The sequence below is a fragment of the Coralliovum pocilloporae genome (assembly GCF_030845175.1).
Classification (GTDB): domain Bacteria; phylum Pseudomonadota; class Alphaproteobacteria; order Rhizobiales; family Cohaesibacteraceae; genus Coralliovum; species Coralliovum pocilloporae.
Genome location: NZ_CP132542.1, coordinates 3637063 through 3652725, shown reverse-complemented (window position 1 = coordinate 3652725; position 15663 = coordinate 3637063). Strand labels below are relative to the sequence as shown.

General features: G+C 54.1%; 17 protein-coding genes and 3 tRNA genes. 12 read left to right on the top strand and 8 right to left on the bottom strand.

Annotated features, from left to right (window positions below; genetic code table 11):
• Positions 1–156: 156 nt before the first annotated feature.
• Positions 157–735, top strand: coding sequence for a cold-shock protein (locus RA157_RS16550; protein ID WP_350334221.1), 579 nt, complete (start codon positions 157–159; stop codon positions 733–735).
• A gap of 189 nt (positions 736–924) precedes the next feature.
• The gene (locus tag RA157_RS16545) at positions 925–1353 is read left to right on the top strand and encodes a DUF192 domain-containing protein (RefSeq protein WP_350334220.1); all 429 of its coding nucleotides are present in this window, start codon (positions 925–927) and stop codon (positions 1351–1353) included.
• 30 nt (positions 1354–1383) lie between these two features.
• Here the strand turns inward: RA157_RS16545 and RA157_RS16540 are convergent, their stop codons facing one another.
• On the bottom strand, positions 1384–2196 hold the full coding sequence (locus RA157_RS16540; protein WP_350334219.1) for a response regulator: 813 nt from the start codon (positions 2194–2196) through the stop codon (positions 1384–1386).
• Between the two features lie 492 nt (positions 2197–2688).
• Between RA157_RS16540 and RA157_RS16535 the strand changes: the two genes are divergently transcribed.
• From RA157_RS16535 to RA157_RS16525, 3 genes are all read left to right on the top strand, one after another.
• Positions 2689–2765 (top strand) — tRNA-Pro (locus RA157_RS16535).
• A gap of 32 nt (positions 2766–2797) precedes the next feature.
• Complete coding sequence (locus tag RA157_RS16530; protein WP_350334218.1) at positions 2798–3121, top strand: ETC complex I subunit; 324 nt, start codon at positions 2798–2800, stop codon at positions 3119–3121.
• Between the two features lie 38 nt (positions 3122–3159).
• Positions 3160–3236: transfer RNA gene (locus tag RA157_RS16525), tRNA-Arg, on the top strand.
• A 44-nt stretch (positions 3237–3280) separates the two neighbouring features.
• Here RA157_RS16525 and metC read toward each other — a convergent pair.
• Positions 3281–4468, bottom strand: a complete 1188-nt coding sequence (metC, locus tag RA157_RS16520) for a cystathionine beta-lyase (protein ID WP_350336232.1) — start codon at positions 4466–4468, stop codon at positions 3281–3283.
• Positions 4469–4715: 247 nt separating this feature from the next.
• On the opposite strand from metC, the gene RA157_RS16515 reads away from it, so the two are divergent.
• The 4 genes from RA157_RS16515 to RA157_RS16500 all read left to right on the top strand — a co-directional run bounded on the left by RA157_RS16515 (position 4716) and on the right by RA157_RS16500 (position 9069).
• The gene (locus tag RA157_RS16515) at positions 4716–5735 is read left to right on the top strand and encodes an amino acid ABC transporter substrate-binding protein (RefSeq protein WP_350334217.1); all 1020 of its coding nucleotides are present in this window, start codon (positions 4716–4718) and stop codon (positions 5733–5735) included.
• Positions 5736–5921: 186 nt separating this feature from the next.
• On the top strand, positions 5922–7121 hold the full coding sequence (locus RA157_RS16510) for an amino acid ABC transporter permease (RefSeq protein WP_350334216.1): 1200 nt from the start codon (positions 5922–5924) through the stop codon (positions 7119–7121).
• Position 7122: 1 nt separating this feature from the next.
• Positions 7123–8250, top strand: a complete 1128-nt coding sequence (locus RA157_RS16505) for an amino acid ABC transporter permease (RefSeq protein WP_350334215.1) — start codon at positions 7123–7125, stop codon at positions 8248–8250.
• A 21-nt stretch (positions 8251–8271) separates the two neighbouring features.
• Positions 8272–9069 (top strand): amino acid ABC transporter ATP-binding protein, encoded by a 798-nt coding sequence (locus tag RA157_RS16500; protein ID WP_350334214.1) that lies wholly within the window; start codon positions 8272–8274, stop codon positions 9067–9069.
• A 72-nt stretch (positions 9070–9141) separates the two neighbouring features.
• Here RA157_RS16500 and RA157_RS16495 read toward each other — a convergent pair whose 3' ends face one another.
• From RA157_RS16495 to RA157_RS16475, 5 genes are all read right to left on the bottom strand, one after another.
• On the bottom strand, positions 9142–9783 hold the full coding sequence (locus RA157_RS16495) for an OmpA family protein (protein ID WP_350334213.1): 642 nt from the start codon (positions 9781–9783) through the stop codon (positions 9142–9144).
• A gap of 28 nt (positions 9784–9811) precedes the next feature.
• The gene (sseA, locus tag RA157_RS16490; RefSeq protein ID WP_350334212.1) at positions 9812–10663 is read right to left on the bottom strand and encodes a 3-mercaptopyruvate sulfurtransferase; all 852 of its coding nucleotides are present in this window, start codon (positions 10661–10663) and stop codon (positions 9812–9814) included.
• Positions 10664–10695: 32 nt separating this feature from the next.
• Entirely contained in the window at positions 10696–11430 is a 735-nt protein-coding gene (locus tag RA157_RS16485; RefSeq protein WP_350334211.1) for an alanyl-tRNA editing protein, read from the bottom strand.
• Between the two features lies 1 nt (position 11431).
• Positions 11432–12472 carry a cysteine synthase A gene (locus RA157_RS16480; protein WP_350334210.1) on the bottom strand — a complete coding sequence of 347 codons (1041 nt, stop codon included), beginning with the start codon at positions 12470–12472 and terminating at the stop codon, positions 11432–11434.
• Positions 12473–12593: 121 nt separating this feature from the next.
• Positions 12594–13016 (bottom strand): YcbK family protein, encoded by a 423-nt coding sequence (locus tag RA157_RS16475; protein ID WP_350334209.1) that lies wholly within the window; start codon positions 13014–13016, stop codon positions 12594–12596.
• 214 nt (positions 13017–13230) lie between these two features.
• Between RA157_RS16475 and RA157_RS16470 the strand changes: the two genes are divergently transcribed.
• Positions 13231–13560: an ArsR/SmtB family transcription factor gene (locus RA157_RS16470; protein WP_350334208.1), complete on the top strand. Its 330-nt coding sequence runs from the start codon at positions 13231–13233 to the stop codon at positions 13558–13560.
• A gap of 133 nt (positions 13561–13693) precedes the next feature.
• Here RA157_RS16470 and RA157_RS16465 read toward each other — a convergent pair.
• A tRNA-Asn gene (locus RA157_RS16465) sits at positions 13694–13769 on the bottom strand.
• Positions 13770–14042: 273 nt separating this feature from the next.
• Between RA157_RS16465 and cobU the strand changes: the two genes are divergently transcribed.
• Positions 14043–14579: a bifunctional adenosylcobinamide kinase/adenosylcobinamide-phosphate guanylyltransferase gene (gene cobU, locus RA157_RS16460; RefSeq protein ID WP_350334207.1), complete on the top strand. Its 537-nt coding sequence runs from the start codon at positions 14043–14045 to the stop codon at positions 14577–14579.
• Positions 14576–15655, top strand: a complete 1080-nt coding sequence (gene cobW / locus RA157_RS16455; RefSeq protein WP_350334206.1) for a cobalamin biosynthesis protein CobW — start codon at positions 14576–14578, stop codon at positions 15653–15655. The genes cobU and cobW overlap by 4 nt, the downstream gene beginning before the upstream one ends.
• Positions 15656–15663: the final 8 nt, after the last annotated feature.

The following is a 15663-nucleotide window of genomic DNA, read 5'->3' as shown; positions in this document are numbered from 1 at the left end:
TGGCTGAATGGAAACGCCCCAATAACGGCTGTATTCACAAACACTTGGTTAATTCTTTAAAAAAAATATGGCGCTGGTCGACACCGATGTTATCCTTGCCTCGTGAATCGGGTCACGCGATTCTGTGTATAGGCGGTAAACGAACGGGGCAGTATTATGGGGGCGAAATACTCGCCTGAGTCGAGACCGGACGATGGCTTCTCTGAAGAGGCCGCAGTTGATGTCTTGGAAATCTCCGGTGTTATCAAATGGTTCGATGTTGCGAAGGGATATGGCTTTATCATCCCTGATGCAGATCTTCCCGATGTCTTGCTGCATGTCACCTGTTTGAGGCGGGACGGATACCAGACTGCTTATGAGGGCGCGCGCATTGTGTGCGAGGTCTTGAACCGGCCACGTGGTCTTCAGGCTTTCCGCATTCTGAGTATGGATGATTCAAGCGCGACATTGCCGACTGAACAGCCTCAGATGCAGCCATTTATTGATGTGACGCCGACCAGTGATCTGGAGACGGCTACCGTCAAATGGTTCAACCGCATTCGCGGCTTCGGTTTTCTGACCCAGGGCGACGACAGCCAGGATATCTTTGTTCATATGGAAACGCTTCGGCGATACGGCATCGCAGAGCTGCGTCCCGGGCAGGTGGTTCTTGTCCGCTATGGAGATGGCCCCAAAGGCAAGATGGCGACTGAAATTCGCCCTGTTGCCGGAGCATCCGGGCCAAGTGCTCACTAAGGACAAAACGCGTTGCTGATGTCCATTCTGTGAGAAATGATTTAGGCACGATTTGATTTGAAGATGGCCTGCAGCCTGCTGTGGGCCTTTCTTTTTTGTGCCATATAGTCGAGCTCTTATATTCGCCGTTCTTTGGGGAAATGTTTCATGATGTGCAAAGTCAGGCCCTGGTCAGTCTACATTTCTGGAATGCTGCTGTTACTGATGACGGTGATCTCGTCCGGGAATCCTGTGTTCGCCAATGCTGATGAGGTTCGCATTCTGACGAAAGGCGGTGAGCACGTATTCCGTACAACGGTGGCGGATACAGATGACAGGCGGGCGAGGGGGCTGATGTTTCGCCGATCAATGGCTGCAGATGACAGCATGCTGTTTGATTTCCGGTCCGAACAGCCGGTCTTCTTCTGGATGAAAAATACCTTTGTACCTCTGGATATGATTTTTGTGAAATCTGATGGTGCGATTGCGCATATCCACCATGATGCGGTTCCGCAATCAGAAACAATTATTCCGTCAGGTCAGCCGGTGCGGTATGTGCTGGAAGTGGTGGCCGGTACAGCGCGGCGTCTCGGGCTGGTCACCGGAGACAGAATCGTCCATCCAGTGATCAAGCCTTGAAGCCAGCTGAGGAACCGGTCTCCGTGATGGCTAAAGCATCACAACGTCATCTGGTTCTTCTTCCGGGGTTGAATTGTCGAACCGTGGTGCCTGCAGGCCCAGGACCAGGTGCAGAATCTGGTCCAACTCCTCGCGATAAAACGGTTTTTTGAGGAAACCAGCCAGACGATCCTGTCTGGCGCGTGCCACCAGCTCAGGCGTTGCCTCACTTGTCATCAGAATGATTCTCGCCTGTGGCTGAAGGGATCTGATGAGACGTGCGGTTTCGAGCCCATTTTTGCCGGGCATGTTGAAATCGATCAGTGCGAGGTTGAAGGGGATTCGGCTTGCCAGCTGGCAGGCTGTATCTGAGTGTGCCGCTTCGCTGACCGACAGATTGAACTGGCTGTTTTCCAGAACCTGTCTGACCAGTTTCCGGACAACTTTTGAATCATCGACGATCAGAATCGGACGCATGATGGAGATATGATCGTGCTGGGCCAGAAGCTGCTGAACATCCGATGCCTGAAACGGTTTTTTGAGGAATTCGTAGACACCGGCTTTCCGGGCGTTTTCGATGTCAGCGTCCGTTGCATTTGCCGACATAACCACAATAAAGGCAGACTTGTTTGCACAGTCAGTCTGCCGGATGGCATCAATACCATTCATGCCCGGCATGTACTGATCGATAAAGGCGATGTCGATCTGACCTGACTGCAGCAGGCGCGAGCACTCATCGCCATTGCTCGCTTCCAGGATTTCCAGATCGCGGTCTTCTCTCTCAAGTATTGATCGAAGAATATGTCGAACAGTTGCACTGTCATCGGCAATCAGTACGACATGTTTTGCTTTCAGACCGATCAAGGTTGTCTACCTTAGTGTAGAATAACATCTGTGCCTGAGGTGGTATAATAATGATCGGCGACTAACAAAGCATGAACTCGTATTGCGCGTAGCGAAGGGGGAAGGACGGTTTTAGGGTCAAGACTCATTGCTCACGTCCATTCTGCGGTAGTCATTTTTTCGTCCGACGCGGCGGAGGTCCGCAGGAAACCTTCTGGTTTTCAAGGATCTCCAACAAAGCCGGGCGGTAAAATGCCCCCGCCCATCGGGTTCATCAGGGAAGTTCAGCCTGACCACAAACAACAGCTTGAATAGGGTCTACCTGTCCTGCGCTCTTGTTTCTACCCATTATGAATTTCCCTGATGAACAGAATGGGCATGAGCAATGAGTCTTGACCCTGAGCTGATAAAAACGACTTTGAACCATATGTGGAAAAAACCTGAGGATTTGGTTTTTACCCTCTTGCCTTTTGGTTATGGTACGCATAGAAGGTTCGCCGAAGGTCACGGTTACGGAGCGTAGCGCAGCCTGGTAGCGCATCTGGTTTGGGACCAGAGGGTCGCAGGTTCGAATCCTGCCGCTCCGACCATGATCTCCGGCGGTAAGACAAGCGAAAGGCATATGGCTATGAGCACAGGCGCTGTCCGCATCTACCGTCCGGCCAAAACAGCCATGCAGTCCGGTCAGGCCAAAACCCAGCGATGGGTTGTTGAGTTCGAACCATCCTCTGCCAAATCGGTAGAGCCACTCATGGGCTGGACATCTTCCACCGATATGAACCAGCAGGTTCGTCTTTCATTCGAGACGCGTGAAGACGCTATCTCCTACGCCGAGCGGAATGATCTGCCATATCGTGTGACGGAGCCCAAGGAACGCAAGCGCCGTCAGGTCGCCTATTCTGACAATTTCAAATTCAACCGTGTGGATGGGAACTGGACGCACTAGTGTGCATCTTCTAAACCGCTGCCCGGTTTTACCGGTTCGGCTCCGTAGCTCAGCTGGATAGAGCACCGGCCTTCTAAGCCGATGGTCGCAGGTTCGAATCCTGCCGGAGTCGCCATTCAAAAAGGGCGTGTCCTTGAAATACAGGACACGCCCTTTTTGTTATCGTGCTGCTGCGTAGGCCTTCAGGCCGTTTTCTAGGTCAGCTTTCAGATCGTCAAAATGTTCAAGGCCGATATGAAGGCGGATAAGGGGACCTTCAGCTTCCCATTTTGTTGCCGTTCTGTAGGACGACGGATTTGCATAGATGGCCAGGCTTTCAAAACCGCCCCAGGAATAACCCATGCCGTAGAGGGTGAGTGCGTCAAGGAAGGCTTTTACAGCGTTAATCGAGCCAGGCTGCAGGATGATGCCGAACAGGCCGGACGCGCCGGTGAAATCCCTCTTCCAGAGTTCGTGCCCCGGATTGCTTTCAAGGCCCGGGTGAAGGACTCGGGCAACCTCGGCGTGGCCTTCAAGCCAGCGAGCCATCTCAAGAGCATTGGTCTGGTGCTGCTTGAGGCGTGTTCCCATCGTCCTGAGGCCGCGCAGGGCCAGGTAAATGTCGTCAGGCCCGGCGCAAAGGCCCATATTGCCATGCGTTTCCTGCAGGAGAGGCCAGGCGCGCTCACTCGCAGCAATGGTGCCGAGCATCACATCAGAATGGCCAACAATATATTTCGTGCCTGCCTGAATGGAGAGATCAACTCCATGCTTGATCGGCTGGAAGAACAGCGGTGTCGCCCAGGTGTTGTCCATCAGCACAAAGATATCGTGGTTACGGGCCGCACGGGTAACCGCCTTGATGTCCTGCATCTCGAAGGTTTGGGATCCTGGAGCTTCGGTAAAGATGGCTTTGGTATTCGGCTTGAACAGGCTGGCAATATCCTCACCAAGCGCCGGATCATAGTAGGTTGTCTCCACACCCATGCGTTTGAGAACCGTTTCACAGAAGTGACGGGTGGGCTGATAGATCGTGTCGACAACCAGCAGATGATCACCTGCGGACACCACAGACAGGATAGCCGTTGAGCAGGCAGAAAGACCTGAAGGGGTCAGCACAGTACCGGCAGCACCTTCCAGAACGGTGAGCGCCTGCTCGAGGGCATCTGATGTGGGTGTGCCGCGTCTTGCATAGGAATAGGTTTGATTCTTGGAGAAAAATGTATCCGCATCTGCATACAGAACTGTCGACGCATGAACGACCGGCGGATTAACAAATCCGTGGAAATTGTGGGGGTCACGGCCAAGGGTTGTTAACAGCGTCTCCGGGTGTGATGCCGAAGATTCTTTGTCATTTGAACTTTTCATCATAAGATTCTTCTGTTTTGCGGGTGTGCAGTCGACCATACTCTACGAAATACTAATTTATTCCCTCAAGCACTTGACCAGCAGAGCAGAATTCTTTCTGATGCGATGGTCACGGGCAAACCGGGCTCAGGCAATTTGCCAAAGAGAAAACAAATAAGCGAGGAGGAAATCGCGTGTATTCTCATTTTTACGGCCTTAGTGCGCCTTCAGTGACATTTCCTGTAGGGCAATAGAAAAAGGCTGCATCATGAATAAGAAGATTCTTCCGTTGGTCCTGGGCGCCTCCCTGGGTGTGATGGGTACGGCAGCGTCAGCGGCAACGCTTGATGATGTTAAGGCTAAAGGTCACCTTCAGTGTGGTGTCACAACCGGCCTCGCCGGTTTCGCATTCACCGACGACAAGGGTGAGTGGCAGGGTTTTGACGTTGGCGTTTGCCGGGCGGTTGCTGCCGCTGTTTTTGGCGATGCCAAAGCTGTTAAATTCACCCCGACGACCGGCAAAACACGTTTTACCGCTCTTGCATCCGGTGAAATCGATCTGCTGGCTCGGAACACGACATGGACCTATAGCCGCGACGTCGATCTGAAGTTCACATTTGCTGGCGTCAACTATTATGACGGTCAGGGCTTCATGGTTCGCAAATCTCTCGGCGTTGCTTCAGCGCTTGAGCTGAGCGGTGCTACGGTTTGTATCCAGACCGGCACAACCACCGAGCTGAACCTGGCTGATTACTTCCGTGCCAATAACATGGAATATGAGCCGGTTCCGATTGAAACCAATGCTGAAGCTCAGCAGAACTATCTTGCCAATGCATGTGACGTGTACACCACCGATGCATCTGGCTTGGCTGCGACACGCGCAACCTTCGAAAATCCGGCTGACCACGTTGTTCTTCCGGAAATCATTTCGAAAGAGCCGCTCGGCCCGTTGACCCGTCATGGTGACGACCAGTGGGGTGATATCGCACGTTGGGTTCTCAACGCGCTGATCATCGCCGAGGAAAAAGGCGTGACTGCTGCCAATGTCGAAGAAATGGCTAAGGGTACAAAAGACCCTGAGATCAACCGTCTGCTCGGCAATGAAGGTGAGTATGGTGCAATGCTTGGTCTGAGCAAAGACTGGGCTGTGCATGCCATTAAAGCTGGCGGCAACTATGGTGAGCTGTTCGAGACCAATCTCGGCAAGAACACCGATATTGGTCTTGAGCGTGGTCTGAACGCTCAGTGGACCAAAGGTGGTCTGCTGTATTCTCCTCCGTTCCGTTGATCGGATGAGTTAGGCGAACTCGGGAGCGCGTTTCGTAAACGAGGCGCGCTCCTGTCATAACAAATGCCGGAGTTTTGACGAGCATCACAAAACGGTGCGGCTCCTCCGGATTGGTTTTATCGCACTGCCGGGGCGGGAAACCACATCTCTGTTCCCCGATGTGTTCAGACAAAGGCGGACATTCCTATGAGTGTTGCTGCTACGCCTTCCAATAGCGAGGCGTTTCGGATTGGTATGCTCCTGTCCGATACGCGATACAGGTCCACGACCATTCAGGTTATCGCGCTTTTCATTTTCATGCTGGTTTTCGCCTGGCTGATCAGTAATACGATCCAGAATCTGGAAGCCCTTGGAAAAGACTTCAATTTCGGGTTTCTAAAAGACCCGGCATCTTATGATATCAATCAGCGTTTGATCGAATACACCTCACGTTCTCCACATTGGAAAGCGGCTCTGGTCGGTATTCTCAATACTCTGCTGATTGCTATTCTCGGATGTATTGCAGCAACCTTTATCGGGGTGGCAGCAGGTGTTCTACGCCTGTCCAAGAACTGGATCGTATCCCGTCTTATGGCGGTTTATATCGAGGGCACCCGGAATATCCCGCTGCTTATCCAGATTCTGCTCTGGTACGCGATCTTCATTGAAGTGCTTCCTGCACCGCGTCAGGCAGAAGCCATGCTTGGCGGAGCTCTTGTTCCGACAAACCGTGGTTTCTACATTCCGTCCTTTGTCTACGAGAATGGTTCTGGAGTTGTCGGTATTGTTCTGCTGATTGCGATTGTTGCAACGGTCGTGTTCAGACGGTGGGCGAAGCAACGACAGATGGCGACGGGGCAGCAGTTGCCGACGCTGTGGATTTCACTTGGTATTCTGATTGTGCCGGCCCTGTTGACTTTCTTTGCAATGGGCTCACCGATCAGCCTTGAATATCCGGAATTGAAGGGCTTCAACTACAAAGGTGGTCTTCACGCGAGAAACTCGCTTGTTGCTCTGTGGCTGGCTCTTTCTGTCTATACTGGTGCCTTTATTGCCGAGAACGTCCGTGCTGGTATTCTTGCCGTTAGCCATGGACAGACCGAGGCGGCATATGCGTTGGGACTTCGCCCGAAAAGGACGATGAACCTGGTTATCCTGCCGCAGGCTCTTCGGGTTATCATTCCACCGCTGATCAGCCAGTATCTCAACCTGACCAAGAACTCGTCTCTGGCGATTGCGGTCGGATACATGGATGCGACAGGCACTCTGGGTGGCATCACCCTGAACCAGACCGGTCGTGAGATGGAATGTATCCTTTTGCTGATGGCGTTCTATCTGTTGATTTCCCTGACGATCTCCGGGGTGATGAACATGTATAATGAACGTGTCAAACTGGTGGAGCGTTGATATGACAGATACACACTCCAGCATTCACTATATCGCCAAAGAGGATCTGCCAGCGCGGCCGGCACCGGCCAATACGACCGGCTTTGTGGGATGGGCACGTGCCAACCTCTTTTCATCGCCATTGAACTCGGCCTTGACCCTTCTGTCCTTGCTGTTTCTGGCCTGGACACTTCCGGGTATTGCTGACTGGCTTCTGTTCAAGTCGGTCTGGAATGCCGATTCCCTGAAGCAGTGCCGGGAGATTTCCCGCGAAGGTGCCTGCCTCGCTGTGATCAACGAGCGTTTGCCGCAGTTTATCTATGGCTTCTATCCGGAACATCTGCGCTGGCGGCCTAATCTGGCCTTCATCCTGATGGTTGTGGCAATTGCACCTGTTCTGTTTGAGCATGTGCCGTTCAGAAAACCGCTTCTGCTGTTCTCGCTTGCCTATCCGATCGTGGCCTTCTTCCTGCTGTGGGGCGGCCTGGGACTGGAACCTGTGGCTTCGGACCGGTTTGGCGGTTTCCTGCTGACGGTGATCATCGGTGTGACCGGCATTACCATGTCACTGCCGATAGGAATTCTTCTGGCGCTTGGCCGTCAGTCGAACCTGATCTTCATCAAAGCGATCTGTGTGGGCTTTATCGAGTTCATCCGTGGCGTTCCGCTGATCACCCTGCTGTTTGTGGCGTCAACTCTGTTGAACTACTTCCTGCCACCGGGCACAACGTTTGACATCATCCTGCGTGTTCTGATCATGGTGACGCTGTTTGCTTCAGCCTATATGGCGGAAGTGATCCGCGGCGGTCTCGCTGCTCTGCCAAAAGGCCAGTACGAGGCGGCTGATGCTCTCGGCCTCAACTACTGGCAGGCAACGCGGCTGATCATCATGCCGCAAGCGCTCAAGATTTCGATCCCGGGTATCGTGAACACGTTTATCGGTCTCTACAAGGATACAACCCTTGTGTCCGTGATCGGTCTTCTCGATCCGCTCGGTATCATCACTCCCATTCGTGCCGATCAGGCGTGGAACGGTATTGTGGTGGAGCTTTATGGCTTCGTTGCGCTGTTCTTCTTCCTGTGTTGTTTCCCGATGTCCCGATACTCCATGTATCTGGAGCGGAAGCTCGACACCGGCCACAAACGCTAATCGTGCTGCAAAGGAAAAATCATGTCTGAGAATGCAGTAGACGCAAAAGACCTTCACGCCAACCGTGCCAAGATGCACGTGTCTGATGAGGTCGCCATTGAAATTACCGGCATGAACAAGTGGTACGGTGAGTTCCACGTTCTGAAAGATATCAACCTCAAAGTTCAGAAGGGCGAGCGTATTGTGATCGCCGGGCCATCCGGTTCGGGTAAATCCACCATGATCCGCTGCATCAACCGTCTTGAGGAACATCAGGAAGGCAAGATCGTCGTTGACGGTATCGAGCTGAGCTCTGACCTCAAGAAGATTGATGAAGTGCGCCGGGAAGTGGGGATGGTGTTCCAGCACTTTAACCTGTTCCCGCATCTGACCATTCTGGAAAACTGCACCCTGGCGCCGATCTGGGTGCGCAAGATGCCGAAGAAGGAAGCCGAGGAAATCGCGATGCATTTCCTTGAGCGGGTGAAAATTCCTGAGCAGGCACTGAAATATCCAGGTCAGCTTTCCGGTGGTCAGCAGCAGCGTGTGGCCATTGCCCGCTCGCTCTGCATGAACCCGCGCATCATGCTGTTTGATGAGCCGACATCAGCACTTGATCCTGAGATGATCAAGGAAGTGCTGGAGACCATGGTTGGTCTGGCGGAAGATGGCATGACCATGTTGTGTGTGACCCACGAGATGGGCTTTGCACGCCAGGTGGCCAACCGGGTGATCTTCATGGATGCAGGCCAGATTGTTGAGCAGAACGAGCCGGAAGAGTTCTTCACCAATCCGCAGCACGAGCGGACGAAACTGTTCCTCAGCCAGATCCTGCACTAATCATAGCAGGCTCTGTTCCCGAGATAGAAAGGCGGCTTCCGGGCCGCCTTTTTGTATGTATGGGAAGAGTTGCTAATCCACCGTCACGCTGGATCTGGGGATGTCGTCCAGATCGTAGATTGTGTCATCGTCCAGCCTGTCCGGGCGGGAGAGGGAGCGCGAGACGATCTCTGTCAGACGTCGAACGGTGACGCGGCGGTTGCGCCAGTCTTCGTCGCCGGTCTGGATCAGCAGAAACTCCTCGCCATAACCTGCCGTCTCAAGCGCGTAGGGCGGGATGTCGAAAAACTCCACAAGGACGCGGCGAACCTGATAAGCCCGGTCCTCTGAAAGTTCGCGATTGTAATGGGCATCGCCCACTGCGTCCGTATGTCCTTCGATCAGAAAGACCTCGTCTGGATTGCGCAGAAGGAAACGGTCCAGTGCGCGTGCCAGTCGTCTTAGCTTTCTGCGCTCTTCACGGGGGATGCTGCTGGAATTGAATTCGAAATTGATGGTGTTCAGATTCACATTGGGCAGATGCCGCCGGATGCGCCAGTCCCGTTTGATATCGTCTGCGGAATAGAGACGGTCATCAAACAGGTCCACATGGACCTCAACGGGCGTATTGAGCCGATTGAAAATCTGATCGCTGGTCAGAACCTGGGCCATTGCAGCGCCGGGCAGAAGAGAAGCAAGCGCCACTGCCAGGTATGATCTGAGCCTTCGCCGCATGCCTTCCATCCTGTTCCGCCCTTCGGGGCTATCCGGTGACGACCGGTGTATCGAGGTTGTCCTGTCCCCATTCGCTCCAGGAGCCGTCGTAAAGCCCGTAGGAATCGATCCCGATGAGCTCCAGCCCCAAAGCCAGAACCGCGGCAGTGACACCAGACCCGCAGGAGGCCGTGATCGGCCTGGACAAGTCAACGCCCGCACCATCAAAGACCGCTTTGATATCTGCGTTTGATTTGAAGCAACGCTGGTCATCAAGAAGCAGGTTGAAGGGTATGTTGATGCTGCCTGGCATATGGCCGGAACGTGTATTTGGTCGTGGCTCCGCTGCCTCGCCTTTGAAACGGGCTGCGGGGCGGGCATCGATGACCTGCTCCCGGGTGGTTTCCACGTTCCGTTTCATTTCTCCCAGATCCCGAACGCGGCCATGATCAAGGCGGGCTGTGAAATGGCGTTCCATCTTCTTCTCAGTGCCACTGTCCAGTGCCCGGCCTTCGGCCTTCCACTTCGGCAGACCGCCATCAAGAACAACAACATCCGATGCGCCCATGGTCTTGAAGGTCCACCAGACGCGTGCTGCGGAGAAAAGACCTGCGCCATCATAGATCACGATTTTCTGGCCATCGCCGACGCCCAGCTTTCGCATGGCACTTGAGAAGGCAACGGTGTTTGGCAGCATATGCGGCAGATCGGAGCTGCGGTCACTGTGCGCGTCAATGTCAAAGAAGACTGCGCCAGGGATGTGCTCCTGTCGATACTCCGCCTGAGCGTCGCGCTCCTCGGTCGGCAGATACCATGATGCATCCAGAATGATCACATCCGGAGCGTCCAGATGATCTTCAAGCCATTCGGTTGAAACGAGGTTCTGGTCGCGTGATGTCATACCGGCTGCTTCCTCTAGGGTTTGTCAATCTGTCAGGCAGGTGTGCCAAAGGTAAGGCGGACCCGTCGGTTCTGCCGTCCCTTCTTTTCGATCTTGGAGACGTAGATATCGCTGATTTCCTGCGTATTCGCCACATGGGTGCCACCGCATGGCTGCAGGTCGACACTGTCATTGCCAATGGAAACAAGGCGCACCTTGCCCGAACCCATCGGAGGCTTGACGCTCATGGTTTTCACGAGCCCCGGATTGGCCTCAAGCTCTTCATCGGTAATCCAGCGGGTTGCTGTCTCATGAGCACCGTTGACAAGGGCCATCAGCTTTTCGGTAATGTCCGCCTTGTCCAGGGTGGCTTCGGGGACATCGAAATCAAGTCGCCCGCTGCCATCACCAATCTGTCCGCCGGTGACCGGGTAGGGGAGAATGGCTGACAGGAGGTGCAGAGCTGTGTGCATCCGCATCCTGTCATAGCGCTGGGCCCAGTTCACATGGACGACAACCTTGTCACCTGCCTTTGGCATGTGCTCGTCGGAAGCAGGAACATGGACAATCTCTGATTTGTCCTCGCCGTAAACGGTGGTTGCGATAGCAATGCGGGTTCCGTCGGCCAGTTCCAGCTCGCCGGTGTCTCCTGGCTGCCCGCCGCCGGTTGCATAGAAGATCGTGCGATCCAGAATGATGCCGTTCCGCTCGTTCACGGCTGCAACAGTGGCCTCACAGCTCCTCAGATAGGCGTCATCCCGGAACAGCGGATCTGTCTCAAATGCCATGTCAGTCAACGGCCTCGAATGGAACGCTGATATCGCTCTGGCGCTCGAGCCAGGCCGGCACGGGCAGATTCTTCGATCTGAGGAAATCGGGATTGAACAGTTTCGACTGATAGCGGGTGCCATAGTCACAGAGCACGGTCACGATGGTATGACCTGGTCCCATTTCCCTGGCCATGCGGACGGCACCGGCAACATTGATGCCGGACGAGCTGCCCAGACAGAGGCCTTCCTTTTCCAGAAGGTCGAAGACGTATGGAATGCCTTCTGCATCCGGGATCTGGAATGGCATATCAACCGGGGCGTCTTCAAGGTTCGCGGTAATACGGCCCTGGCCGATGCCCTCTGTGATGGAAGACCCTTCGGCTTTCAGCTCGCCATTGGCATAGAAATTATAGAGAGCTGCGCCCATTGGGTCTGCAATGCCGATCTTGACGTCCTTGTTGCGCTCTTTCAGCGCCATGCCAACACCGGCGAGTGTTCCGCCGCTGCCAACAGCACAGATGAAACCGTCAATCTTGCCGTCTGTCTGATCCCAGATTTCCGGGCCCGTGGTGTCGATATGGGCCTGACGGTTGGCCACATTGTCGAACTGGTTGGCCCAGATGGCACCGTTGGCTTCGGATTTGGCGATCTGTTCGGCGAGACGGCCGGAAAGGCGTACATAATTGTTCGGATTGCGATAGGGAGCCGCAGGCACTTCGACAAGCTCTGCGCCTGCCAGACGCAGCATGTCTTTCTTTTCCTGGGTCTGGGTTTCGGGAATCACGATGACGCTTCTGAACCCGAGGGCGTTGCCAACCAGCGCAATGCCAATGCCGGTATTGCCCGCTGTGCCCTCAACAATCACGCCACCTGGCTGCAGCGCTCCGGATTTGACGGCATGCTGGATGATAGAGAGGGCGGCACGGTCCTTCACAGACTGGCCCGGGTTCATGAATTCAGCCTTGCCGTAGATCTCGCAGCCGGTGGCTTCCGAGACGGCATTCAGGCGAATAAGTGGCGTGTTGCCAATGGCTTCAATAACGCTTGCACGAATGGTCATGATTCGACGGTGTTCCGCTTCCCTGTGAACTGTCTCACGAAGCTAATAGGTGCCGTCGTCGCCTGCAAGGGGAAGGCCGGGATTTGCTCAGAAAAGACACGCGAAAAATGCGTGTTCCTGATTACCAGGTTCGGCGCGGGCCCACATCAATGTGGTAGTGACCGGATCTGTAATATTTGTAACCACCGACCGCAGGCTGGGATTTCAGGAAAGCGACCACCTCTTTCGGGTTGCCGCGCACGACAAAATCAACGGCCTCGCAATCCAGATGATAGGAGCTTGATGCGCCACCTTTCCACCAGTTTTCCAGCCACCATCTGTTGGTTGAGGTCACGGTCACGGGCCCAAACCGGTCTGCTACCCGTTCCACAACGCGTTTCAGTTTCGATGGCACACACCATTTGGTGTCGTTATAGGCTACGCGGGATGAAGAGCTGAACCAGCCGGATCCGGGCAGGGAGGAACACGACCCCAGAGCAATGGCAGCTATTCCCAGAACAGCAAGGCGGCGGCGGGCATTACGGGGCAGACTCAACACTGACATGACCCAGTCTCCGATACTCAATACAAGAGAGACCAGTTTCCTAGGGAATCGTTAAAATTTTATCGATTCGGTTCATCAATCGCGCCGCGATATGGATGTGCTTTTTACATCCAGCCTTCACAATCTCATCGCGGTACTGTGAACCGGTGTTTGTTTCGCCGCCCGTGTCATATCGGTTAAATGAGACAGGGCAAGGGAAAGCGGGACGATTCTTATGGAGTTGCAAAGACTTCTCCCTTCAATGGACGAGGCTGAACTTGGACGCATGACGGCGAATGCCAAACTGGCGACCGAGTTCATGAAAGCTCTGACTCATGAAGGGCGACTGATGATTCTCTGTCATCTGGTTTCAGGAGAGAAATCAGTAACAGAGCTTGAGAGACTTCTGGCGACGCGGCAGTCTGCGGTGAGCCAGCAGCTGTCTCGTTTGCGCCTGGATGGGCTGGTGGATTATCGTCGGGATGGCAAGACGCTCTATTATCGCATCAGTGACCCGAAGGTCGAGCGGATGCTTGCTCTGGTTTACGACATGTTTTGTGATTAAAGCGTACTGCGCCAAAGTGGGAACCGGTTTGGCCAATTATGCAGCCCTGACAGTCATGTCGGGGCTTTTCTTCATGTGGCTATGCCTGGAAAAACAAAACGGCCAGAACTCGAAAGTTCTGACCGTTTGATTATGGCTCCCCGGGCCGGACTCGAACCAGCGACCCAGCGGTTAACAGCCGCTTGCTCTACCAACTGAGCTACCGGGGAAAACTCGGTACCGCGTTAGCGATGGCGAGCGTATAGCAGAGGCTTTCACCGCTTGCCAAGTCCTTTTTGCAATCGTTTTGTGACAAAATTCCCATGTGGCGGAAATCCGGGCCTTGATCTGTGGATGATCGTGAAACCAGACAGCAAGCACTGGCGCGCTCATATCTTTGTTCCGAAAAGGTGTTGTTCCGGGTTCGATCCTGTGGAATTGAGCTTGTAAGCCTTGTTGATCCGGCTTATGTCCGCCGGTAACGCGTTTGAAGGGAGAAGGGCTTGATCCAGTCCTCACTTGTGCTCGGGGGTGCCCGGTCCGGCAAGAGCCAGTTTGCCGAAGATCTCATTTTGAGATCCGGTCTGTCGCCTGTTTATCTGGCAACAGGTACGGTTGGCGATGGTGAGATGGCTGAAAGGGTCAAGCTGCACAAGGACAGACGCGGGGCCGAGTGGCACACGATCGAAGAACCGATCAACCTCCTTAAAACCCTGAAAGAACAAACAGCGTCGGACAAGGTGTTTCTGGTGGATTGTCTGACCTTCTGGCTGTTCAATCTGATGGAACAGGACATCATATTTGATGAGGCTGTTGGCAATTTGTGTGAGGCTATACCTCAGCTTGCCGGTCCGGTCGTTTTTGTCAGTAATGAAGTGGGACTGTCCATTGTCCCGGAAAATGCGCTTGCCCGTCGGTTTCGTGACAACCAGGGGCGCGTTAATCGTTTAATTGCAGAGGTTTGTGAACGTGTTGTGCTGGTGGTCGCCGGACAACCGCTTCAGATCAAGCCTCAACCGCATGCGGAGATCATACCATGAGTCTAGGGTCAAAAATTCCGGCAACGATTGTGACCGGTTTTCTTGGAGCAGGAAAAACCACTCTGATCCGGTCTCTGCTGACCAATGTTCAGGACCGCCGTATTGCGCTGATCGTCAACGAATTTGGAGATCTGGGCTTTGATGGCGATATGCTGAAAGCCTGTGGCAACCCGAAATGCGGTGAAGATGATATTGTCGAGCTGACCAATGGCTGTATCTGCTGCACGGTTGCGGATGATTTCCTGCCAACTATTGAAAAGCTGCTCGATCGGGATGAAGCGCCAGAGCATATCATCATCGAAACATCCGGTCTTGCACTGCCGCAGCCGCTCGTGCGTGCCTTTTCCTGGCCGACCATCAAGACCCGTGTGACTGTTGATGGTGTCGTAACGGTCGTTGATGCAGCGGCTCTTGCAGAAGGCAGGGTTGCTGTTGATGAGGAGGCGGTCGCAAAGCAGCGTGCCGAGGACGAGGCGCTGGATCATGAAAGCCCGATTGAGGAGCTGTTTGAAGATCAGTTGACCTGTGCTGACCTTGTGGTGGTCAACAAGTCTGATCTGGTCAGCCCTGAGGTTCTGGAAGGCCTGCGGTCCAGACTTGACGGTGAAACCCGTTCGAGTGTGCGGATTGTGACATCTCACAAAGGCACGCTGTCTCCGAGTGTGGTTCTCGGAATTGAGGCAGGTGCTGAGGACGATATCGCAGTACGTCTAAGCCATCACGAGCAACACCACCACGACCATGATGATGACTATCATGACGACGATGATCATCACCACCATCATCATGACCACGATCATGATGAATTTGAGACCTTCATTGTGCGCCCCGGCAACAAGAATGATCCTGCCAATATGAAGGCACGGGTTGAGAAGGCCATGGGCTTGCCTGGTGTTCTGCGGATCAAGGGCCTTGTGAAAGTGGATGGCAAAGCCGCTCCACTGGTTGTCCAGGCCGTGGGTGCGCGTGTGGAGACCTATTTTGATCGCGTTGTGGAGCAGCGTGAGCCGCATCTGGTGGTGATCGGCCTGCGTGGACTTGACCGGTCTGCCATCCAGGCCACGCTGGCTGCATAGGGACAGAC

Coding starts and splice junctions, on each gene's coding strand:
- RA157_RS16475 (WP_350334209.1), bottom strand. CDS start 13,016: ATGTCAGTGTTGAGTCTGCCCCGTAATGCCCGCCGCCGCCTTGCTGTT.
- sseA (WP_350334212.1), bottom strand. CDS start 10,663: ATGACATCACGCGACCAGAACCTCGTTTCAACCGAATGGCTTGAAGAT.
- metC (WP_350336232.1), bottom strand. CDS start 4,468: ATGAAAAGTTCAAATGACAAAGAATCTTCGGCATCACACCCGGAGACG.
- RA157_RS16495 (WP_350334213.1), bottom strand. CDS start 9,783: ATGCGGCGAAGGCTCAGATCATACCTGGCAGTGGCGCTTGCTTCTCTT.
- RA157_RS16550 (WP_350334221.1), top strand. CDS start 157: ATGGGGGCGAAATACTCGCCTGAGTCGAGACCGGACGATGGCTTCTCT.
- RA157_RS16545 (WP_350334220.1), top strand. CDS start 925: ATGCTGCTGTTACTGATGACGGTGATCTCGTCCGGGAATCCTGTGTTC.
- RA157_RS16505 (WP_350334215.1), top strand. CDS start 7,123: ATGACAGATACACACTCCAGCATTCACTATATCGCCAAAGAGGATCTG.
- RA157_RS16480 (WP_350334210.1), bottom strand. CDS start 12,472: ATGACCATTCGTGCAAGCGTTATTGAAGCCATTGGCAACACGCCACTT.
- cobW (WP_350334206.1), top strand. CDS start 14,576: ATGAGTCTAGGGTCAAAAATTCCGGCAACGATTGTGACCGGTTTTCTT.
- RA157_RS16530 (WP_350334218.1), top strand. CDS start 2,798: ATGGCTATGAGCACAGGCGCTGTCCGCATCTACCGTCCGGCCAAAACA.
- RA157_RS16515 (WP_350334217.1), top strand. CDS start 4,716: ATGAATAAGAAGATTCTTCCGTTGGTCCTGGGCGCCTCCCTGGGTGTG.
- RA157_RS16500 (WP_350334214.1), top strand. CDS start 8,272: ATGTCTGAGAATGCAGTAGACGCAAAAGACCTTCACGCCAACCGTGCC.
- RA157_RS16470 (WP_350334208.1), top strand. CDS start 13,231: ATGGAGTTGCAAAGACTTCTCCCTTCAATGGACGAGGCTGAACTTGGA.
- RA157_RS16485 (WP_350334211.1), bottom strand. CDS start 11,430: ATGGCATTTGAGACAGATCCGCTGTTCCGGGATGACGCCTATCTGAGG.
- RA157_RS16510 (WP_350334216.1), top strand. CDS start 5,922: ATGAGTGTTGCTGCTACGCCTTCCAATAGCGAGGCGTTTCGGATTGGT.